This is a genomic window from Streptomyces sp. NBC_00878 (assembly GCF_026341515.1).
Lineage (GTDB): Bacteria > Actinomycetota > Actinomycetes > Streptomycetales > Streptomycetaceae > Streptomyces.
The window spans coordinates 1,010,290-1,031,780 of the sequence record NZ_JAPEOK010000001.1; the positions used below are offsets into that span (position 1 = coordinate 1,010,290).

The following is a 21,491-nucleotide window of genomic DNA, read 5'->3' on the forward strand; positions in this document are numbered from 1 at the left end:
TGGTGTGGGGGGATACGGATGCGGGCGGTCAGCCCAGGCGCCACTGCTGGTTGGCGCCGCCGTTGCAGGTCCAGAGCTGGAGCTCGGTGCCGTTGGCGTTGCCGGCGGCCTCGTCGCCGCGGATGACGTCGAGGCAGAGCCCCGACTGGTTGCCGGTGATGGTGCCGTCGGGGTTGAGGCTCCACTTCTGGTTGGCGCCCCCGGTGCAGGACCAGAGCTGCACCTTGGTGCCGGGCGCGGTCCGGTTGTCGTAGGCGTCCAGGCACTGCGTACCGCCGTAGAGCCGCAGTTCACCGGCGGCGGTGATGGTCGCGGCCTGGTTGGCGCCGCTGCCGCAGTCCCAGATCTGGATCTTGGTGCCCGGGGTGGTCTGGTTGTCGTACGCGTCGAGGCAGCGGTTGGAGGAGGCGCCGACCAGGCGGCGGGTGGTGCCGACACTGGTGCCGCTGCCCACGGACACCCGGTACATCACCGAGCCGTGGCCGGGGACTCTGGCGGAGATGTTTCCGCTGGTGCTGCTGACGACTTTGGACCAGAGGTTGGTGAGCCGGTAGGAGGACGCCGCGGGGAGACCGGCCGCGGTCGCGGAGGTGGAGATGGTGGCGGCGGACGCGTTCTCGTTGAAGAGGAGCACCGACCGGTCGCCGTTCGCCAGCTGCTTGGTCAGCACATGGAGGCCGCCCGAGGAGGAGATCTCGGTGCCCTGCCTGCCCAGGGAGTCCTGGTCCACGGCGATGACGTCCCTGTTGCCGTAGAGGGAGAGGGTGGCGGCGGAGGCCGTGCGCATGTCGTTCCCGGCGATCAGCGGGGCGGCCATCTGGGCCCACAGGCTGAAGTGGGAACGGTCCTGGTTGAACGACATGCCCCTGCCGACTTCCAGCATGTCCGGGTCGTTCCAGGCGCCGGGCTTGGCGTACGCGGCGAGCTTGACGTTGGCCTTGAAGATCGACACCACGGTGGAGAAGTTGAGGTTGATGTCGTCGGTGGTGCGCCAGCTGTTGCCGACGTCCGCGCCCCAGGTCCACACATCGGCCAGGCCCCAGTTGCAGAGGCTGTAGACGATCGGGCGGCCGGTGTTCGCCAGGGCGTCGCGCATGGCCGTGTAGCGCTGCCGGTCGGGCACGTTCTCGTGGTTGCAGTTGTCGTACTTGAGGTAGTCGACACCCCAGGAGGCGAAGCTGTTGGCGTCGGTCTGCTCATGCCCGAGGCTGCCGGGGTAGCCCTGGCAGGTGGCGCTTCCGGCGCTCTCGTAGATGCCGAGCTTGAGGCCCTTGCTGTGGATGTAGGCGGCGGTACCGCTGATGCCGCTGGGGAACTTGACCGGGTCGGGCACCAGTTGGCCCGCGGAGTTGCGGGTCTTGGTCATCCAGCAGTCGTCGATGTTCACATAGGTGTAGCCGGCGTCCTTGAGTCCGGACGAGACGAGGTAGTCCGCGGTCTGCTTGACCAGTGCCTCGCTGACGTCGCAGCCGAAGGCGTTCCAGTCGTTCCAGCCCATCGGGGGCGTCCTGGCCAGGCCGTTCTCGAGCGCGGCGGCGGGGGGCGCGGTACTGAGGACGATCAGAGGCGGTGCGAGCACGAGAAGCAGGATCAGCGCGACCGCGGTGCTCAGCGGCCTCAGGAATCTTGACGGTCCTGACGACCTTGACGGTCCTGACGACCTTGGCGGTCGGATCGGTCGGATCGGTCGGGGCAGTCGGGACGGTCTTGAAGAGATGGTCATGTCACTGTCTCCTGCATGCCGTGTGGGGGGCGGACAGGTACACCGTGTCCAGACTCTGGAAACGTATCCATCGCGAGGGTCCACCACCCCGGCTCACAGGTCAATGGTCTGGGCCACACTCCACAACTGTGAACTACTGCTGCTGTTCTGACCGTTGACGACTCCAGAGCATCATGACAACGTTTCCCCCTCCCCTCGCCCTCCCCGCACCCACGTCCGAATGGAGACGTTCCCATGCGCAGGTATCCCTCCCGCCGGGCGCTGGTCGGCTCGGGTCTGACGGCAGCCATGGCCACGATGGCGGCGGTGTCCACCGGAAACGCGGCCGCCGCGGACAACGGCACCGCGGCCGACGGCACCGCGGCCGACGGCACGGCGGACGCTGGCACGGCGGGCGACGGCACCACGGACCGCGGCGACGCCGAGCGCCGGTCCCGCGCGCTGTCCCGCGCCAGATCCGCCTACACCACCCTGGAGAGACACTTCGGCACGACGGACGGATCCGGACTGGTCCGTGAGCAGTATCCGGCGGCTTCGGACGACCGCCCGTACTCCTACGAATGGCCCTTCTCCCAGGTGCACATCGCCGCGCTGGACCTCGCGGCGGTGGACAAGGCGTACGAGTCGGAGCTGACCGTCCGGGCGAAGGCCCAGGAGCACTACTGGAACGCCGGCGGAGGCACGACCGGGCTGCCCGGATACGACTCGTACCCCCGCGCCCCGTACGGCTCGGGCGGCGACATCTTCTACGACGACAACGAGTGGGTCGGGCTGGCGAAGATCCAGCGCCACCTCCAGACCGGGGACACCGCCGCGCTGGCCCGCGCGAAAGAGATCTTCGAACTCGTCGTGTCCGGCTGGGACACCGACACCTCCCACGCCGCACCCGGCGGCGTCTTCTGGACCCAGGCGACCTGGAGCCACGACCGCAACACCGTTTCCAACATGCCGGGCGCCCAACTCGCCCTGCGCCTCCACCTGATCACCGGCGAGCGGAAGTACCTGGACTGGGCACGACGGTTCTACGACTGGACGAACACCCATCTGCAGAGCCCCGGCGGACTGTACTGGGACCATCTCGACCTCCGGGGCGCCATCGAGAAGACCGTCTGGTCGTACAACCAGGGCGTGCCCGTCGGCGTCAACGTCCTGCTCTTCCGCGCGACCGGCGACCGCGTCCATCTGCGCCGTGCCGAGCGGATCGCCGAGGCCGCGTACGCCTACTACGTCACGCAGGGGCGGCTGTTCGGCCAGCCGGTGTTCTTCAACTCGATCTTCTTTAAGAACCTGCTGCTCCTGGAGTCGGTGTCCGGGGACGGCCGGTACCACCGCGCGATGGCCGACTACGCCGACCAGGTGTGGTCCACCATGCGCGATCCCGCGACCGGGCTGGTGCACTTCAACTCCAACGGCGGCACGGAGGCGATCCAGCAGGCGGCCCTCGCCCAGCTCTACGCCGTACTCGCGTGGCCCCGCGCCCTCTGGCCGACGCTCTACTGAGACCGAGCCAGGTTCTCCTGAGGACTGGCCGACGGTCTACTGAGGCTGAGACCGGGGCTGCGGGCCCAACTCCCCCGTGCCCCGGGCGATGAGCCGCACCGGCAGTACGGTCCTGCGGGCGGGGGCATCGTCGCCGTCGATGCGGTCGATGAGCAACCGGGCGGCGTGGCGGCCGAGTTCCTCGGTGTCGGAGGTCACCACCGTGACCGGGGTCGGGAGCATGTCGGCCAGCTTGAAGTCGTCGAACCCGACCACCGCGACGGGCGCCCGCAGCCGCTGGCTCGCCCGCAGGACGCCCTCGGTGAGGAAGCCCGTGGTCGAGAAGATCGCCGTCGGCGGCTCCGCCGATGTCAGCAGGGCGTGGGTGGCGGCGGAGGCGTCGTCGGTGGTGCCGCGCCGCAGGGTGACGACCAGGTCGTCGTCGGCGGGGATGCCACTGCGTCGCAGGGCCTTGCGGTAGCCGCGCAGTCTGCGGCCGGTGGTGTAGTACGAGGGCGCGACCAGGATCGCGATCCGCCGGTGGCCGTGGTCGATGAGATGCTGGGTCGCCGCCGCTCCCCCGTCCTCGTTGTCCACCACGACGACATCGGCCTCGGCGCCGGTGGCGGGCCGGTCGACGAAGACGATGGGCACGTGGTCGTGGGCGTTGACCTCGTTGAGAAAGGCGTGGTCGCCCTGGTCGGGCACGATGATGAGCCCGGCGACCCGCCGCCCGATGAGCTCGCCCACCGCACGGCGCTCGACCTCCGGGTCCTCGTCGGCGGTGCTGAGGAGCACCGCGTACCCGGCCCGGTTCGCCACGTCGACGGCCGCCTTCGCCAGGGACGCGTAGAACGGGTTGGTCAGGTCACCGAGCAGCAGCCCGATGGTCATGGAGTTCTGCCCGGGGCGGAGCGAACGCGCGATCTCGTTCCGCTGGTACCCGATGGCGCTGATCGCGGCGTTGACCCGGTCGGCCGTCTCCTCGCGGACCGTGCCGATGCCGTTGACGACGCGCGACACGGTGACGAGTGCGACGCCGGCCCGCTCCGCGACATCGCGCATGGTCGGCCTGGTGTTCTGGCGCTGTGGGGAACGACTGCTCACGAGTGGCGGAGACCAACTTTCATCGCCGGGGCGGCCTGCGGATCGCCCTCAGGATACGTTTCCGGGTCCGGGCGCACGCCCCGGTCAGCGGGGATGACCGGGGCTGTGCGTCCACGCGGCTCGGGTGTCCGGACCTGTCCTGGGCCCTGTCGACCTAGCCGTTGCTCTTGATCACGTCGTTGATCTTGTCGGTCATCGTCTGGAGGTCGGAGAGCGGCTTCTTGCCGTTGAGGATGTCCGGCCAGTAGGCGGTGATCAGGTCGTTGGACTGGCTGGCCCACTGGGTGGTGAAGCGCACGCCCATGGTCAGCGGGGCGTCCAGGTCCGCCTTGACGGTTGCCGCGACGGTCGTCAACTCGGCCTTGTCGAGGGCGTTGTAGTAGGCGTCCTGGGCAGCGGTGTAGGCCGGCACGGCGACGGGCGAGTCGGGGAGCACCTTGGTCCACACGGTGGAGTCGAGGTACGAGAGGACCTTGAAGGTGGCGTCCGCGTTCTTGGTGTAGGACGGGGTGCAGATGCCCACCGCGTCGTACAGGGTGGCCGCCTTGTCGACCTGGGGCAGGGGCGCGAAGCCGTACTTGATCTTCGGCTTGTCGGTGAGGTAGGCGGAGGCCAGCCACTGACCGCTCCACAGCATCGGGATCTCGCCCGCGGCGAACAGCGACTGCTGGTTGGAGATGTCGTAGCCGGGAGGAGCCACGGCACCGCTCTTGATGCCCGCCACGAGTTTGCCGACGCCTTCGGTGTAGGTCGCGTCGATGGTCGCCTTGGTGGGCTGGTGGACGCTGTCGGCGAAGGGCTTGCCGCCGGCGGACAGGGAGTAGAGGCTGGCGCTGAAGGGCCCGTCCAGAGCGGTCATGGCATCGGCGACCAGTCCGTACTTGGCGCCCTTCTTGTGCAGCTTGTCGGCGGCGGCGTACATGTCGTCCCAGGTCCAGCCGGCGGCCGGCAGGGGTATTCCGGCGGCCTTGAAGGCGTCGATGTCGTACCAGATGCCGTAGGTGTTCATCAGGGAGGGGACGCCGCCGATCTTGCCGTCGGCGGTCTTCCAGTTCTCCATCACGTTGGGGGCGAAGCTGTCGGCGGTGAAGTCACCGGAGCCCGACAGCTTGCCGGACCAGTCGGTGAGCAGGCCCTGGCCGCTGTATTGCAGCTCGGTGTCGTTGCCGCACCAGAACAGGTCGGGCAGCTTCTTGGCCTGGGTGAGGGAGGCGAGCTTGTCCGAGTAGTTGCCGTTGGGGGTGTCGATGCGCTTGACCGTGATGTCGGGGTCGTGGAAGCCGGCCAGGGCCTTGTCGATGAGCTGGTTGGTCGCGTTCGACTCCCAGGTCATCACGGTGACCGTGGTCTTCCCGCCGGACTCGTTTCCCGAGGAGCCGCCGCAGGCGGACGTGGCCAGCAGTCCGCCTGCCGCCAGCAGCACTCCGGCGACGTGCAGTGTTCGTTTCAACGTGGGCCTCCTGGTACGTGGTTGGGTCGGCCGATCGCGATCGATGCGGGTCAGCGCTGGTTGACGGTGCCCAGTGCGCTCAGGCCCTGGATGAAGTAGCGCTGGGCCACGAAGAACACGGCCAGCGGGGGGAGCATGTAGAGCAGGTTCGCGGCCATGTAGAGGTTCCAGTCCGGGGTCTGGCCGGCGAACTGGGAGACGAAGGAGGCCATGCCGACGCTCAGCGGCCATTTCTCGGACGAGTACAGGTAGATGAGCGGGTTGAGGTAGTCGTTCCACGAGAACTGGAAGGCCAGGATGGACATGGTGATCCAGGCCGGCCGGGTGATGGGCAGCATGACGCTGAAGAAGATCCGGATGTGCCCGGCGCCGTCGACCTTGGCGGCCTCGTCGATGGAGTGGGGCACCGACAGGAAGTACTGGCGGGCGAGGAAGATGAAGAGCGGATTGCCGCCCAGGAAGGCGGGGACGATCAGCGGCAGCCAGGTGTCGTACCAGCCGATGTCCTTGAAGAGCTGGAACAGCGGGATGATGCCAACCACCGGGGGCAGCATCATGGAACCGACGAAGACGTAGAACCAGAGCCTGCGGCCGGGGAAGCGGAGCCGGGCCAGGGCGTATCCGGTCATCATCGCGGTCATGACGCCGCCGAGCACCGAAAGACCGGTGATGACAAGGGAGTTCAGAAGCAGGCGGGGGAAGTGGATCGCCTTCGGTCCGTCGATGAAGTTCTCGAAGTGGAACTCGTCGGGCAGCAGCCGGGGCGGGACCTGGAAGACCGCCGATTGGCCCTTCAGCGCGATGGTGAGCATCCACAGGAGGGGCAGGACCATCACCGAGGAGATCAGCAGCGCGACGGCGTACCAGGACGCGGTCCGTACGGTCTTCCGGGGTCTCCGGGGCGCGGTGGGGGCAGGTGTCGGTCGCGGGGACGGCGCCGGCTCCGACGCCTTCGTGACGTCAGGAGACGTGGTCACTGTAGGTCCAAATCGACGAGAAGCGGGCGGTGGCGGCGATCACGACGACGATGACCAGGAAGAGCACCCACACCTGGGCGGAGGCGTAGCCGAAGTCGGCGACCTGGCCGAGCTTGGGGAAGCCGTTGTTGTAGATCGACAGCATCAGCACTCTGGTGCTGAATCCCGGTCCGCCGATGTTGTCCGGCGAGAGGATCTTCGGCTGGTTGAAGGTCTGCAGGGCGGTCACCAGTTGCAGCACGACCTGGAGCACCATGATCGGGCTGATCAGCGGCAGGGTGATCCGGAAGAACACGGTCCCGGAGCCGGCGCCGTCGAGTTTGGCCGCTTCGTAGAGCTCGGTGGGGACCGCCTGGAGCGCGGCGAGGAAGATGATCATCGTGGAGCCGACGCTCCACAGCATGACGATCACGATCGACGGCAGCGCCGAGCCCTCACCGGACAGCCACTCGCTGGTCGGCAGGTGAAGCCACGTCAGCACCTGGTTGGCCAGGCCGACCTGCGGGTTGAAGACGAACTTCCACAGCGTGATCGTGGCGACCACCGGCAGCACCACCGGCAGGTAGACCAGGGTGCGCAGGAGGCGGACGCCCCGGATGCGCCGGTTGCAGAACACCGCCAGCGCGAGGCCGATGACCAGCGACGCCGGCACATACAGGACGACCAGCAGCAGGGTGGCGCGTACCGAGGGCCAGAACGACGGGTCGGTGGTGAACATCCGGCGGAAGTTGTCGAGGCCGACGAAGGTCGGGGCGGTCAGGCCGTTGTAGCGCGTCAGCGCGAAATAGACAGAGCGGATCAGCGGGTAGACGACGAAGACCGTGAAGCCGATGAGCGCCGGCGCCATGAACGCGTACGCGGCCCGGGTGTCCGAGCCCAGCTTCCCTCGTCGACGCCACGGCGAACGTGCTGACCAGCTCGGTGACGCGTGCGGTGCCGGATTCGGCGGTGGGTGCGGGGGTCGGTTCGACTGCTGGTGCGGAGTGGCTGTCACACGGGCTCACCTTCTCCTCCGAGGAGTTGGCGATGACGCAGACCGGGACGGACCCGACCGTCTGGTGGTCTCCAGCTCCTTCAAGGTAACGTTTCCATTCCCTGTTGATCACACGGTGGCGCACGCCACAGAGGGAGTCAAGAGGCGCGATGGTAACGTTTCCCGGATCAACATCCGGAACAGTGTGGGCGGTTCCGGAGTCGCTGAGGACGCTCGGCGGCCGGCTGGCCGCCGGACTGCGGGGCAGTCCGGCGGCGGACATCGTCGAGAGTTGCCTGACCAACACATGGACCACGTCGATGAGTTGGGGCACTCCGCCACCGGGCGTCCCGGAGCTCTCGGAGGTGTTCGTCGCGACCGGCGACATCCCGGCGATGTGGCTGCGGGACAGCACGGCCCAGGTCCGCCCCTACCTCGCCGTGGCGAAGGATCCGGAGGTCGGCGACGTGCTGGCCGGCGTATCGCGCCGCCAGATCCGCTGCGTCCTGCTGGACCCGTACGCCAACGCCTTCAACGACGGCCCCACGGGCGCGCACGGCGAGCCCGGTGATCTGCCCACGCCGACGCAGTGGGTGTGGGAGCGCAAGTACGAACTCGACTCCCTCTGCGCACCGTTGCAGCTGGCGTACGCGATCCGGCGGGCGAACGGTCGCGAGGACCACCTCGACGACGCCTTTCACCGTGCTGCTTGGAGGATCGTCCGGCTGTGGCGGGCGGAGCAGTCCCACACGCACTCGCCCTACTGGTTCGTCCGGCCGTCCGGCCCCTTCGCCAGTGACAGTCTTCCCCAGGGCGGCCGCGGAGCCAGCGTCCGGCGGACCGGTATGACGTGGTCGGGCTTCCGGCCCAGCGACGACCCCTGCCGACACGGCTACCTCGTCCCGGCCAACGCGCTGGCGTCGACGACCCTGCACGGGCTGGCCGAACTGGCCTCGTCGGTCCTTCGGGATGCGGAACTCGCCCGCCAGTCCAGGAGGTTGGCCGACGAGATCGACGCCGGAATCCTGGCGCACGCGGTGGTCGAGGCCGACGGCGCGTCCGTCCTGGCCTACGAAGTGGACGGCCTGGGTGGGGTGTTGCTCAGCGACGACGCCAACCTCCCCAGTCTGCTGAGCCTCCCCCTGAGCGGCTGGTGCACACCGGAGGACCCGCTCTATCGGGCAACCCGGCGTCTCGTGCTCTCCGCGGCGAACCCCTCGTTCTTCAGCGGCCGTTGCGCGTCCGGGGTCGGCAGTACGCATACGCCCGACGGTCACATCTGGCCGCTGGCGATCGCCACGGCCGGCCTGACCGGCAACAGGAACGATGCGGCGAGCGCTCTGGAGACACTGGCGGCCACGACCGCGGGCACCGGCCTGATGCACGAGAGCTTCCACGTCGACGACCCCGGCCGGTTCACCCGGGACTGGTTCGGCTGGGCCAACGCCATGTTCTGCGAACTCGCCCTCGACCTGTGCGGGGGCGGCGTACGGCACCTGTTTCCCGTGCACCCGCGGACACTGCCCGCCGCGCCGGGCGCGGACAGCGGGCCTGCCTGACCCGTGTCGACGGCCGAAACGGCGGCGGGGACGGCGACGGCCGGGACAGCGCCGCCCCGCCAACTACTGTGAGGAGCCTGCCGTGTTGAGCCTGCCCGACAGCGTCCACGTCATGACCGGCGACACCCGGCCGCATACGGCGGCCTCGGCCACCGAAGGCGTCTGGACCGTGCGCGGCGCCCAGGTCACCGCCGAGCCGACGCCCGACGGCCTGCGGGTGTGCGCCCGCGCGGGCACCGAGGGCCTGTCGCGGATCGTGCTGCGCTGGCGGCACAGCACACCCGAGGGCGCACGCATCCTGGGAGACGCCTGGGAACGCGGCTACGGCGATCTTCAGTGGCGGACTCTGCAACCGGATCGCGCGCTGCCCTGGTACGTCCTGATCACGGGCCCGTCCGGCGGAACGACGACCGGGTGGGGGGTGCGGACCAGAGCCGGCGCCCTGTGCTCGTGGACGGTCGACGAGGGCGGCATCGCCCTCTGGGCGGACGTACGCAGCGGCGGTCTGCCAGTGCTGTCGGGTGAGCGGATCCTGGACGTGGCGACGGTGGTGACCGCCGCGGGCCCGACGCCGTTCGCCACGCACGAAGCGCTCTGCACCGTCATGAACCCGGATCAACTACCCGCCACCGGCCCCGTCGTGGGCAGCAACAACTGGTACTACGCCTACGGACGCGGCTTCGGCCCCGACGCGGTACTGCGGGACGCGCGGACGGTCGTGGAGTACGCCGACGGCCACCCCGTACACCCGTACTGCGTGATCGACGACGGCTGGACCGAGGGCGGCGGATCCGCGCCCGGCGGCCCCTGGGACACCGGACTGCCGGGCGTGTTCGACGACATGGCGGACATGGCGTCCCGCATCGCGGAGACCGGTGCGCGGCCGGGCCTGTGGTTCCGGCCGCTGCTCTCGCGGACCGAGACCGCCGCCGTCCGGCCCGGCCTGCTGAGGGACACCGGTTTCCCCCTCGACCCGTCGCTGGACCTGGCGCTCGAAACGGTCGCCGAGGACGTGACCCGGTTCCGCCGGTGGGGGTACGAACTCATCAAGCACGACTTCTCGACGTACGACGTGTTCGGCCGGTTCGCCGCCGGCTCCCCCGCCGAACTCGCCTCGCCGGGCTGGTCGTTGGCCGACCGGTCCGTCACGAGCGCCGAGATCCTGGTCCGCCTGTATCGCACGATCGCCGAGGCCGCCGGGGACACGGTGGTGATCGGCTGCAACACGGTCGGTCATCTGTCCGCGGGCATGGTGCGGGTACAGCGGTCCGGCGACGACACCTCGGGCCGCGATTGGGAGCGGACCCGGCGGATGGGCGTGAACACGCTCGCCTTCCGACTGGCCCAGCACAACAGGTTCTTCACGGTGGACGCGGACTGCGTCCCCTGCACACCGGAGACGGACTGGAACCTGAACCGGCAGTTCCTGGACCTGGTGGCGCGCTCCGGTACCGCCCTGTTCGTCTCGGTGGACCCCGCCGCCCGTACGGATCGCACGGACACCGACCTCGCCGCGGCCGTCGGGCTCGCGCTGGACGGCGGGACACCGGGGGGCGTCGAACCGCTCGACTGGCTGTCCACCACCGCTCCTCGTCGCTGGCGGGCCGGCCCGGAGACCCTCGTCTACGACTGGGCGGAACCCTGGGGAGCAGCGCCCCTGACTGTGTGAGTTCAGGGAGCGCTGCCGCCCGTGGCCCGGACCGCGCCCTGGCTCCTACGGCGCGATGGTGACGTTGCTGTTGTTCGAGAGGTTGGTGATCTTCGCCTGGTCCAGGGTGGTGGCGGGGGTCGTGCTCCCGGGCATCACGATGTTCTTCAGCGCGACTCCGGTGATGGGAGCGCCCGGCAGGCCGTTGATGCGCGCGGGGGTGATACCGGCGTCGCGTACCTTCACGTTGGAGATCGTGACCCCGGTGACCGGGCCGACGCCCGATGTGTTTCCGGTCATCAGGGCCAGCCAGGTCCGGTTGTCGTCGTTCTTGAGGGTGAGCCGTTCGATGTCGATGTCGTCGAACTTGATGTTCGTCGCACCCGCCGTCCCGTACTTGTGGTGGAGGCCGATGCCCACGGCGGCGTCGTAGACGGAGACGTGCTGGAAGGTGACCTTGTTCTGCGGTTGGAAGACGCCCTGGCCCACCTTGACGCCGTAGCAGTAGGTCCAGGAGACCAGGTCGTTGAAGGTGACGTTCTCCAGCGGGCGCGCGGTGCCGGGGACGGACTGGTAGATGTCGGCGACGTCGGGCCAGGTCTTGGTGCTGAACGGGTCGTCGAGCCCGATGCCGATGGCGTGGTCGACGGTGACGTCGGTGGACTCCATGACGTCGATGCCGTCGTTCTCGCCCATGTCGAACCTGTTGAACATCTTGATGTTGCGGAAGGTCATGTTCGAGGACCGCAGGGGGATGACCGCCCAGCTGCTGGACTCACGGAAGGTGATGCCGTCGACCGTGAAGTTCTTCGTGTAGATCGGGGCGAGGAGGTTCACGCCGAGGTTGTCGGGCGCGAGCGCGGCCTGGCCGTTCCCGTCGATGATTCCCCGGCCGTAGATCTTGATGTTCTCCGTGGAGTACCGGGTGGAGATGAACCAGGTCAGCTTCCGCCCTTGCTGCGAGTTCTTCTTCCCGGTCACCACATAGTGGGCGGCTTCTCCCGTGTAGCGGAGGACCGCGCCGGGTGCGAGGTAGAGCGCGAGGTTGCTGCGCAGATAGAGATTGCCCAGCGTGTAGACACCGGCCGGCACGTAGACGGTGCCCTGCTTGCCGTTCGCGCTGCCCCACGCGGCGGCGTCGTTCAGGGCCTTCTGAAAGCCCGTCGTGGTGTAGGCGCCGGTGTTCGGCTGGGCCGAGTAGGGCGCGCTCTGTACGTTGTAGATCCCGGTCCCGCTGGTCGCCGGACGGTTGGACTCGGCCGGGTCGGCCGCGATGACCAGCCTGGGGCGGCCGTCGAGCTGGACGATCAGATACTCGTCGCTCTGAGCCGTGAAGGTCAGGGTCGAGCCGCTGACGGACCCTTTGATGCCCAGCTTCTGCGGGGTGATGTTGTACGAGCCGATCGCCGTGTTGTTGACCTTGGTCACCGCGAAGGTGGCGGTGCCCGACCCCACGGAGAGCTGCGCGATGTCGTACCCCGGGTACTTGGTGACGGGCACGGACGTTCCGTTGACCGTCAGTTTGTAGTCGGTCGACGCCTTGTAGATCGACGGGACCGGGTACGCGTCGACGGCCCCGGGCGCGGCCTCGGCCGACCGGGGAATTCCCAGGAGCGCCGCAACGCCCAGCAGCAGGGCGGTCAGCCCTAGGGCGAGGAGATGTTTCACGCGCTTCTGGACTCTGTTGGTCGGAGCCGATGGCGTTTTCATCCGGTGTCCTATCTGTTCAGTCCATCGAGGGGCGGGCCCGTGCTCGTCGCGTGCTCGAACCCAGGTTCCGAAGGGGGGAAGGAGGGGCGCGAGGTGGCGGTGGGGAAGCTGAGCACGATGCACGAGTTGTAAGAGAGCGCTCTCGGGTCCGGCAGGCAAACAATGGATGGCCGGATGGCAAAGGAAATGTGGACGACATTGGAGAGGGGTGGGCGGCAGGGCGACCGCGACCTGGTCGGCATGTGTCTCGACGAGATCGCGCGCACGCCGCTGCTCGATGCCGCCAAGCCCGCACCGGGGACGGCTCGCGCCACCTGTCAGCGTTCACCCGCCGGCCGCACACCGTGCGGCAGCGCGGCGTGCGTCCGCCTCTACGTCACGGGCCCGGTCGTCGCCGTGACCTCTGCTGCCGCCTGCCGGAGTGCGTGCCGGCAGGCCTGGATGCCAGGGTGCCGGCTGCGACCGCGGCGTACCGCCGTGAAGATCCTGCGGGCCCGCTGGCCTTGAGGGAGTTGTCGCAGTGCGACGGTCGGGGGCCGGCCGATCCACACCAGGTCGGGCAGCAGGGCGGCGGCGTGGCCCTGCTCCACGAGGCGCAGGTGGAGCAGCAGGTCGGTGGACTCGAACCGTACGTCGGGTTCGAAACCGGCGTTGCGGCACAGGGTCATGGCCCAGTGGCGGGCGGCCGTGCCCTCCGGCTCCATGACCCAGGGGCGGTCGGCGAGTGAGCGCAGCACCGCGCCGGGGCCGTCCGCGTCGTCCGTCTCCCGGGCGGGCGCCAGGCGCATGGGGTCGTCGAGCAGATCCTCCTGCTCCAGTTCGGCGGGCCGGGGATTGGGGTTGTCCGGGTACTCCTCGGCGATGACCAGGTCGAAGTCGCGGGCCTGCAGCGCGGGAAGGGCCGTTTCCGGTTCGGCGTGCGTGACGTGCACCCGCAGACCGGGATGGATGTCGCGCAGGAGACTCAGCGCGTTCGGCAGCAGGGCGAGCGCGGCCGTCTGGAAGGCGGCGATACGCAGGGTGCCGGTGAGGTCGGTCAGGGACGCGGCGATGTCCGCCTCGGCGCGTTCCAGGCGCTCCAGCACCGCCTCGGTGTGGGCGACCAGGATCTCCGCCTGCGGAGTCAGACGCACCCGCCGCCCGACCGGCTCCAGCAGCCGGACACCGACCTCCGACTCCAACTGCGAGAGCTGCTGCGAGACGGAGGAGGGGCTGTACGAGAGGGCGGCGGCGACGGCCGCGAGGGTGCCGCGGTGTTTGAGCTCGCGCAGCAGGCGCAGCCGGTGCAGGTCGAACATCAGGAGACCTTCCCCGGATAGATCGGTTTCTCTGATGAATATAGGTGAGAAACATTCGCTGGACCGAATGGACGTGCGAGACGCACGCTCTCTGTGTGACTCAAGAGACTTCCGACGACCTCCGCGCGGCGCAGTGGTGGGCGCGGCCCACCGCCAGGTCCTGGAGCTGCCCGCCGGCCCCCGCCGAGGTACGCGCCTTCCACGCTTCCCTGCCCGATCACGCCCTCACGCCGCTGACCGAACTGCCCTTGCTGGCCGTCGAGTTGGGGGTAGGGAGGGTGTTCGTCAAGGACGAGTCGTCCCGGCTGGGCCTGCCTGCCTTCAAGGCGCTGGGCGCGTCCTGGGCGGTGCATCGCATCCTTGCGGAGCGGGCGGCACGCGACGAGGGGTCGGATCCGGTCACGCTGGTGACAGCCACGGACGGCAACCACGGACGCGCCGTGGCCCGGGTGGCACGCCTGCTCGGCCAACGAGCCCATGTCTTCGTCCCGCAGGGAGTTCATCCGCGGGCCGCGGCGGCCATCTCCGCGGAAGGGGCGGAGGTCACCCGGGTCACAGGGTCCTACGACGAGGCCGTACGGCAAGCGGCCGAGACCGCTGCCACACCGGGCGCGGTGCTGGTCCAGGACACCGCCTGGCCAGGCTACGAGCAGGTCCCGGGCTGGATCGTCGAGGGCTACTCCACCCTCTGCGCCGAGATCGACGAGCAGCTCGCGGCCGTCGGCGCGGGTCTGCCCGATCTCGTCGCCGTGCCGGTGGGCGTGGGCTCACTCGCCCAGGCGGTCGTCACCCACTACCGCAGCCGCCCGGCCGGGCAGGCAACGGCTCTGGTGGCGGTGGAACCGCGGACCGCCGCCTGCGTCATCGAGAGCCTCACACTCGGCGAACCCGTCAGCGTCACCACCGGCGAGACCATCATGGCCGGTCTGAACTGCGGTACTCCCTCCAGCATCGCCTGGCCGTACCTGCGCGACGGGCTGGACGCCGCTGTCGCCATCACCGACGCCGACAGCGCCCGCGCGGCCGGTGACCTCGCCGTCCTCGGCGTCTCCTCCGGCCCCTGCGGAGCCGCCCCGCTCGCCGGCGTCCGCGCCGCGCTCACCGGCGACGGCGCCGCCGAACGCCGCACCGCCCTGGGCATCGGCCCCACCTCAACGGTCGTACTGCTGAGCACCGAGGGCAGCACCGCCAACCCGCACGGCACCCCCGACCACTGAGCCCAGCAGCTCGCTCCCGCCTGTCCCGCCGGGCAGCGCCCGCCCTCCGGAAGGTCCCCATGCTCCCTGAGACGCCCGCGACACCCACCACTCCTGTCGCTGCCGCGACTCCCACGGCTGCCATGACTACTACGACTTCCACGATCCCGGCGGCACCCGATTCCGTGGCCACCGTCTCCCCGGACCCCGTCTCTCTCCTCGCCCAGCTCGTCGCCATCGACTCCGTCAACCCCGGCCTCGTTCCCGGCGGTGCGGGCGAGAGCGCTGTCGCCGACTTCTGCCGGGAGTGGCTGGCCGCCCGCGGATTCGAGGTGCACATCCTCGAGAAGCGCCCCGGCCGCCCCTCACTGGTCGCGATCGCCCGCGGTACGGGTGGCGGCCGGTCCCTGATGCTCAACGGCCACCTGGACATCGTCAGCCTCGCCGACTACGACGGCGACCCGCTCGACCCGCGGATCCGCGACGGCAGGATGTTCGGGCGTGGAACCTTCGACATGAAGGGCGGCATCGCGGCCATGATGATCGCCGCCGCTCGCGCCACCGCGCGGGGCCCGCTGCGCGGAGACGTCCTCCTGGCCTGTGTCGCCGACGAGGAGCACGGCAGCTTCGGTACCGAGGAGGTACTGGAGTCCTTCACCGCCGACGCGGCCATCGTCACCGAGCCCACCTGCCTCGACGTGACCCTCGCGCACAAGGGATTCGCCTGGTTCGAGGTGGAGATCGAGGGCCGCGCGGCACACGGATCGCGCCCCGACCTCGGCATCGACGCCATCGCCAAGGCCGGACATTTTCTCGTCGCCCTGGAGGAACTGGGACAGCGTCTCGCCCAGGGCCCGGCGCACCCGCTGCTCGGCACCGGCAGCGTGCACGCCTCCGTCGTCCACGGCGGCGAGGAGCCCTCGACGTACCCGGCGCACTGCCGGATCACGCTGGAGCGCCGTACGGTTCCGGGCGAAAGCCCCGACGTCGTCCACGCGGAGCTGACCGCGGTCCTGGACCAGCTCGCCGCCACGGTCCACGACTTCCGCTACCGCCTGACCCGGGGTCTGAACCGCGAGCCCTTCGAGGCCGACCCCGAGGCCACCGTCGTACGCACCCTGATGCGCCACGCGACGAAGACCCTCGGGCAGGCGCCGGCGATCCGCGCGGAACCGTTCTGGACCGACTGCGCCCTCCTGGACCGCGCGGGCATCCCCTGCCTGCTCTTCGGTGTCGACGGCGAAGGCGCCCACGCCGCCACGGAATGGGTCGACATCACCTCGCTGCACCACGTCACCGAGATCCTCACCGACACCATCACTGACTTCTGCGCCTGAGCCCCCGGCCGTCCACACCCTCCAAGCCGGAATCAACCCACTCACACAAAAAGGGCCCCAGGGCTCTCACCTGCGAAGACCCTTCGCACCGTCGGGACGACAGGATTTGAACCTGCGACCCCTTGACCTCAGGAGTGAGGATCATGGGGCCAAGGGCCCCAAGGGAGGCCGCTGCCGCTTCGCCAACGGTCACTGCCGGGCTGCCGGAAAGGCGCGAGCTGAGGGGGTCCTCCGTGAGCAGGCCGTGCCATACCGCCAGCCACCCCTTGGCCAGCCGCCTCTCGATGGTGCACGTCCAAGGTGAGGACGCCGGTCCCCCAGTCGGCCTCGACGGTCCACGTGAGCAGCACACCGAGCGTCCACGTATCCAGCCTGTCCAGGAAATCCCGGGCATCATGACGTGGGACGGCCTCGGATGCTTCCGGCACCTGCGCCGTCAGCCGGCATCTCGGAGCCCGGTCCGCCGACGCCGCTGCCGCTGCCGCTGCCGCCCGGGCCTGTTCCTCCCAGGACTCAATCAGGCGCGCCGCCTCGGCTCGGGCCGCGTCGTAGCCCTTCCGGTTACTGCGGATGCCTCGCACGATCTCGTACAAGAGGTATGTACGCGTCCCCGACCCTTCCCAGGGCCGCCCGGCCCGCGCTCTGCCACCGGCGCCACAGGCCCACGAGTGCCCGGCTGTTGCCGCCGAGCACCGCGAAAGCCGGATCCGCGTGCGGAAGCTCGGGCATGGGGAGAGCCGTCGCGGCAGCAGCCACGACAAGCACCTCCCCGTCCACGAACCGCGCCGCCTGGGCCCGAAGCGTCTCCAGATACCGCATCTTGGCCGTCAGCGACGGCTTCGCCCACTCCTCCAGCCAGGGAAAGTGAGCAAGGACGGCCTGTGCCCGATGCAGGCTCAAAACGATGCACTGGCCGTTGCTTCCGGATCAGGCCAGGTGTCTGCTGAACCAGTCCGTGGCCAGCTCGGTGACCGATTCCAGGGCGCCGGGTTCCTCGAAGAGATGAGTGGCACCCGGGACGGTGGCCAGCTGATGCTCGCAGCTCAGGCGCGCCGCGGCCTGCCGGTTGAGGTCCAGCACCAGGTGGTCGCGGCCTCCGACGATGAGCAGCGTCGGAGCCTTCACCTCGGGCAGCCTGGGGCCGGCCAGGTCCGGCCTGCCTCCGCGGGAGACGACTGCCGTGACGTCCGCGGCGGGCTCCGCCGCGGCCCACAGCGCGGCGGCGGCGCCCGTGCTGGCGCCGAAGTAGCCGAACTCCATGCCCTGGGTGTCGGGCTGCTCGCGCAGCCATTCGGTCGCCTGGGTCAGGCGGCGGGCGAGCAGCGGCGCGTCGAACACGTTGTCCCGGTTCACCGCCTCGGCCTCGGTGAGCAGATCGAACAGAAGGGTGCCCAGACCGGCGCGGTTCAGCCCGGTGGCGACGGAGCGGTTGCGCGGACTCTTCCTGCTGCTGCCGCTGCCGTGGGCGAAGAGGACGACCCCGGGGGCACCGCGGGGCACCGTGAGCCGCCCGACGAGCGCGGCGCCTTCGGCCGGTATCCGGACCGTCCTGTCATAGGGCAGGGAATCGCGCTCCGGGGAGGCGCTGCCCGCGGCCGGCGGCGCGTCGAACGTGACGTGCGCCGCGCGGCTGTGCTCCAGGCAGGCGATGACCTCCTCGTCGCTCGTCTGCCCGAAGTCCGCGTAGAACTCGCCGATCGCGCGGAACTCCCGGGGGGTGTGCAGACAGACGCCTTCGTCCACCTCGCCTCCGAGGCGGGCCGACCAGTCGAGCGGCGCCACGGGAACCGCCAGCACGATCCGCGACGCGCCGCGGGCGCGCGCAATCCGGCAGGCCGCCAGTGCCGTGGCGCCGGTCGCCAGACCGTCGTCCACCACCAGAACCGTCCGTCCCTCGTACCGGGCCGGCTGCCGCTCGCCCCGATAGCGGCGGGCGCGCTGCTCCAGGACGCCGCGCTCGTGTTCCTCCACCGCCGCCAGATCGCGGTCCGTCACACCCATGCCCCGCACCACCGGTTCATTGACGACGCGCACACCGTCCTCGCCGATGGCACCCATGGCCAGTTCCGGCTGGAAGGGCACCCCCAGCTTTCGTACGAGGCAAACGTCGAGCGGAGCGCCCAGTGCCTCTGCGATCTGCGCGGCGACCGGGACGCCGCCGCGGGGAAGCCCCACGACCACCAGGTCTTGACCCTTGAGGTGGTGCAGCTGGGCGGCGAGTCGCCGGCCCGCGTCGGTTCGGTCTGTGAAGTACATGGTCGCCTCCCGGGTGAGGTGAGGTCCTCGAGTCCCGACTGAAGTCCGTTGTGCGCGCCCGGGCGGCCGTTGCGGAGACGGTCCGGAGATCCTGACCCCGGTGAGTCCACGGCACGCCCCAACGGCGCGCCGGGCGTATGCGTCGCCGAGCAGTCCGCGCTCTCCGTCGGGTGCATGGTCCCGCTCACACCTACGGCCCCTGGGACGGCCGGACGGTGAGGGTGTCGTCCGGGTTCCGTTCGACGCGTGAGCCGTAGGCCCGGCTGATCCGGCCCAGAACGTCCTGCACCCACCGCGAGTCCTCGACCGTCGCGCGCTCCAGCCGCATCCGCCGGGACCGCATCGGGGCGATGCGCACGTCGTGGAACCTGCCGTCGTCCTGGTCCACGGTGACGAAGTACAGCAGCCGGAGGTCGTCCCGGTACTCCTCGCGGCCGCCGATGCCCTCGTAGTCGTTGAGCAGGTCGCCGCAGCCGTGGATGATGAGCCTTCCCCGGTACGACTCCAACGGCCGCGGATGGTGCGAGGAGTGCCCGTGCACAACGTCCGCGCCGCCGTCGATGAGCGCATGGCCGAAGCGGACCTGGTCCCGCGGGATGCCGTAACCCCAGTTGGAGCCCCAGTGGACCGAGAGGACCACGATGTCGCCCGGACGCTTGGCCGGACGCAGCCGGGCGGCGATCCCGGCCGCGGCGGCGTCCGACGGCTCGGCGACGAAGTCGACCCCACTGCGCTGTGCCGTGGCGGCCCAGCTGCCGGGTATGCCACTGGAGGCCATCCCCACGGAGAAGACCAGAACGCGCCGACCGCCTACGACAGGGACGATCGCGGGACGCCGGGCCTCGTGGGCGTCCCGCCCCGCCCCTGCCGAGCGAAGCCCCGCGTCCGCCAGGGCGTCGAGCGTCTCCTCCAGCCCGCGGCGGCCGTAGTCCAGCACATGGTTGTTGGCCAGGGCACAAACGTGCGGACGGGCGGCGGCCAGACTTGGCAGGTTGGCCGGGTGCATCCGGTAATGGACCTCCTTGTCGGGCGCGATCTCGTCGTTCTGCGTGACGGCGGTCTCCAGGTTGAGGATCCGGACGTCGGGCGCCGCCACGGCGAGCACGTCCAGCGCGTCGCCCCAGGGCCAGGGGAAGTCGACCGGAAGGGGAATCATGCCGTTCGCCGCCTCGGCCAGCTCCACATAGGCGCGGGCGTCCTTGATGTACGACTCCGGCAGCTTCGGATCGCCGGGGTGCGGAAGGATCTGGTCGACTCCGCGGCCGAGCATCACATCGCCGGCCAGGAACAGCGTGACGAGGTCACCGCCCATTCCTCCAGGCTAGGCCGGTCCGGCGGGTACTGCTTCCGGGCGGCGAACAGGGGCCCGCAAGCGCAAGCCCGTCCGGCGCCCGCCCCTTAGGGGCCCTTGCACTATGCCCGCCCGGGTCGCGTGGTCTGGCGCTCATAGTGCAAGGACCCCTTGGGAGCGGGGCCGGGTCGGCAGCCAGAGAGCGACGCCGGGTTCACACACTCCCCTCAAGGAGTCTCTTCAGCGTTTGCTCGTTCCTCGGCATCTCCTTCCGCACATGCGGACGGACGACGAGCGGAACGAGCACCTTGCCGATCCCATGCGTCTCGAAGTCGAGGGACATCGTCAGGCGCGACCGTTCACCGTCACCGAGCGGCTCGATCGTCCCTTTCACGTGCCCTCGGACGGGACCGTCGACGCCGTCGACCCGCCAGCTCCTCGGCGGATCAAGCTCGGTCACCTCCGAGGTCATCGGGATGTCCCGGCGCCCGATCCGCCGGGTCACCACGACCCTCGAACCCACGGCCAGAGGAGCGTCTCCCACAGGGCGTACCGACACGGCACTCTCCTGCCATTCGGGGAGGTGCGAGGGATCGGTCACGTAGGAGAAGACGTCTTCGGGGCGGCAGGAGATGTCGACGCTTTCTTTGATCGCAGACATTTCGATCCCCTTTTATCCAGTTATGGACATAATCCCACGGAGCCGACGACGCACCAACCCCACCAACCGGACGGGGCCAACGCGGCAATCAGTGGCGCGGGCGCGGGCCGTTCGACGGCCGGCAGCGGTGGCATCACGCGCCGGGCGCGTGGTACTCCAGCTTCTGACGGACGGCCTCGTCGATCTCGCCGAACGACAGCAGGACGACCGTGCTCGTGCGCACACCACCGGCCGCCGACACCACCATGCCCATGGCCGCGGCGGAGGCATCGCCCGGCAGGTCCACCGTGACGTAGACGTCGTCGTCGCCGAAGGCCCAGTACATCGACCTGAGACGACCTCCAATGCTCCGCACCATGCGATCGACGAGATGGGCCGGTACCAGCCCGGATACCGGTAGATCTCGTACTGGTTCGAGGCCGCACTCGTTCTCAGCGGCCCCGAAGGCTTCCGCGGTCGCCCCATGGGTCCCGGCGATGCACAGGAGCTCGGCGACGGCGGTGCCGTCGGGTGCGTAGGCGAGGTAGCAGGCGGTCTCGTCCGGGCGGGCCTGGCTGCGGCGGGCCAGGACCCAGCGCTGGCGGGTGGGCTGATCGCCGTCGAAGTCATCGATGGTGGACAGCCTCGCCGCGGCCCAGTCGTAGAGGCGCGGACCTTTGGCGCCGTTGCCGCAGGAGTGGCGTTCCCAGTCGTCGTCGGGCGCCTGGGCGATGGCGCATTCGATGCGGCCCAGGGCATGGACAGCTGAGACTTCGGCACGGCCAGGACAGAGCCGACACCTGCCTCCTCCAGCATGCGGCGCAGCCGTCATTCCTGGCTGCGGGCG

17 protein-coding genes and 1 pseudogene are annotated in these 21,491 nt (G+C 69.7%); 6 read left to right on the forward strand and 12 right to left on the reverse strand.

Translation table 11 applies throughout. The features are described from left to right. Positions 1-28: 28 nt before the first annotated feature. Entirely contained in the window at positions 29-1,579 is a 1,551-nt protein-coding gene (locus OHA11_RS04045) for a ricin-type beta-trefoil lectin domain protein (protein WP_266491993.1), read from the reverse strand. A gap of 378 nt (positions 1,580-1,957) precedes the next feature. Between OHA11_RS04045 and OHA11_RS04050 the strand changes: the two genes are divergently transcribed. Next, positions 1,958-3,223: a glycoside hydrolase family 76 protein gene (locus OHA11_RS04050; protein ID WP_266491995.1), complete on the forward strand. Its 1,266-nt coding sequence runs from the start codon at positions 1,958-1,960 to the stop codon at positions 3,221-3,223. A 36-nt stretch (positions 3,224-3,259) separates the two neighbouring features. Here the strand turns inward: OHA11_RS04050 and OHA11_RS04055 are convergent, their stop codons facing one another. From OHA11_RS04055 to OHA11_RS04070, 4 genes are all read right to left on the reverse strand, one after another. Continuing rightward, positions 3,260-4,267 (reverse strand): LacI family DNA-binding transcriptional regulator, encoded by a 1,008-nt coding sequence (locus OHA11_RS04055; RefSeq protein ID WP_266491996.1) that lies wholly within the window; start codon positions 4,265-4,267, stop codon positions 3,260-3,262. A 196-nt stretch (positions 4,268-4,463) separates the two neighbouring features. After that, positions 4,464-5,759 carry an ABC transporter substrate-binding protein gene (locus tag OHA11_RS04060; RefSeq protein ID WP_266491997.1) on the reverse strand — a complete coding sequence of 432 codons (1,296 nt, stop codon included), beginning with the start codon at positions 5,757-5,759 and terminating at the stop codon, positions 4,464-4,466. A 50-nt stretch (positions 5,760-5,809) separates the two neighbouring features. After that, positions 5,810-6,736 carry a carbohydrate ABC transporter permease gene (locus OHA11_RS04065; protein WP_266491999.1) on the reverse strand — a complete coding sequence of 309 codons (927 nt, stop codon included), beginning with the start codon at positions 6,734-6,736 and terminating at the stop codon, positions 5,810-5,812. Further along, positions 6,720-7,730, reverse strand: a complete 1,011-nt coding sequence (locus OHA11_RS04070) for a carbohydrate ABC transporter permease (RefSeq protein WP_266492000.1) — start codon at positions 7,728-7,730, stop codon at positions 6,720-6,722. Before OHA11_RS04070 ends, OHA11_RS04065 begins: the two co-directional genes overlap by 17 nt. 182 nt (positions 7,731-7,912) lie before the next feature. Here OHA11_RS04070 and OHA11_RS04075 point away from each other — a divergent pair, with 182 nt between their 5' ends. Next, a complete protein-coding gene (locus OHA11_RS04075; RefSeq protein ID WP_266492003.1) occupies positions 7,913-9,268 on the forward strand; it encodes a glycoside hydrolase family 125 protein in 1,356 nt (451 codons plus the stop codon). Between the two features lie 82 nt (positions 9,269-9,350). Beyond that, positions 9,351-10,937 (forward strand): hypothetical protein, encoded by a 1,587-nt coding sequence (locus tag OHA11_RS04080; RefSeq protein WP_266492005.1) that lies wholly within the window; start codon positions 9,351-9,353, stop codon positions 10,935-10,937. A gap of 45 nt (positions 10,938-10,982) precedes the next feature. Here the strand turns inward: OHA11_RS04080 and OHA11_RS04085 are convergent, their stop codons facing one another. Next, positions 10,983-12,584 carry a glycosyl hydrolase family 28 protein gene (locus OHA11_RS04085; RefSeq protein WP_266492007.1) on the reverse strand — a complete coding sequence of 534 codons (1,602 nt, stop codon included), beginning with the start codon at positions 12,582-12,584 and terminating at the stop codon, positions 10,983-10,985. Positions 12,585-12,788: 204 nt separating this feature from the next. Here OHA11_RS04085 and OHA11_RS04090 point away from each other — a divergent pair. After that, positions 12,789-12,914 (forward strand): annotated as a pseudogene (locus tag OHA11_RS04090) (RNA polymerase subunit sigma); the annotation flags it as partial. A gap of 83 nt (positions 12,915-12,997) precedes the next feature. On the opposite strand, the gene OHA11_RS04095 reads toward OHA11_RS04090, so the two are convergent. Then, on the reverse strand, positions 12,998-13,924 hold the full coding sequence (locus OHA11_RS04095; RefSeq protein ID WP_266492008.1) for a LysR family transcriptional regulator: 927 nt from the start codon (positions 13,922-13,924) through the stop codon (positions 12,998-13,000). Positions 13,925-14,019: 95 nt separating this feature from the next. On the opposite strand from OHA11_RS04095, the gene OHA11_RS04100 reads away from it, so the two are divergent. Both OHA11_RS04100 and OHA11_RS04105 read left to right on the forward strand, forming a co-directional pair. Continuing rightward, positions 14,020-15,141 (forward strand): diaminopropionate ammonia-lyase, encoded by a 1,122-nt coding sequence (locus OHA11_RS04100; protein ID WP_266492010.1) that lies wholly within the window; start codon positions 14,020-14,022, stop codon positions 15,139-15,141. Between the two features lie 122 nt (positions 15,142-15,263). After that, the gene (locus OHA11_RS04105; protein WP_266492011.1) at positions 15,264-16,457 is read left to right on the forward strand and encodes an ArgE/DapE family deacylase; all 1,194 of its coding nucleotides are present in this window, start codon (positions 15,264-15,266) and stop codon (positions 16,455-16,457) included. A 561-nt stretch (positions 16,458-17,018) separates the two neighbouring features. Here OHA11_RS04105 and OHA11_RS04110 read toward each other — a convergent pair. The 5 genes from OHA11_RS04110 to OHA11_RS04130 form a co-directional block, all read right to left on the reverse strand. After that, complete coding sequence (locus tag OHA11_RS04110; protein ID WP_266492012.1) at positions 17,019-17,357, reverse strand: hypothetical protein; 339 nt, start codon at positions 17,355-17,357, stop codon at positions 17,019-17,021. Positions 17,358-17,384: 27 nt separating this feature from the next. Next, complete coding sequence (locus OHA11_RS04115) at positions 17,385-18,713, reverse strand: phosphoribosyltransferase family protein (RefSeq protein WP_266492013.1); 1,329 nt, start codon at positions 18,711-18,713, stop codon at positions 17,385-17,387. 190 nt (positions 18,714-18,903) lie between these two features. Continuing rightward, a complete protein-coding gene (locus OHA11_RS04120) occupies positions 18,904-20,025 on the reverse strand; it encodes a CapA family protein (protein WP_266492015.1) in 1,122 nt (373 codons plus the stop codon). A gap of 193 nt (positions 20,026-20,218) precedes the next feature. Then, on the reverse strand, positions 20,219-20,665 hold the full coding sequence (locus OHA11_RS04125) for an SRPBCC family protein (protein ID WP_266492018.1): 447 nt from the start codon (positions 20,663-20,665) through the stop codon (positions 20,219-20,221). 133 nt (positions 20,666-20,798) lie between these two features. Then, complete coding sequence (locus OHA11_RS04130; protein WP_266492021.1) at positions 20,799-21,476, reverse strand: GYD domain-containing protein; 678 nt, start codon at positions 21,474-21,476, stop codon at positions 20,799-20,801. Between the last annotated feature and the right edge of the window lie 15 nt (positions 21,477-21,491).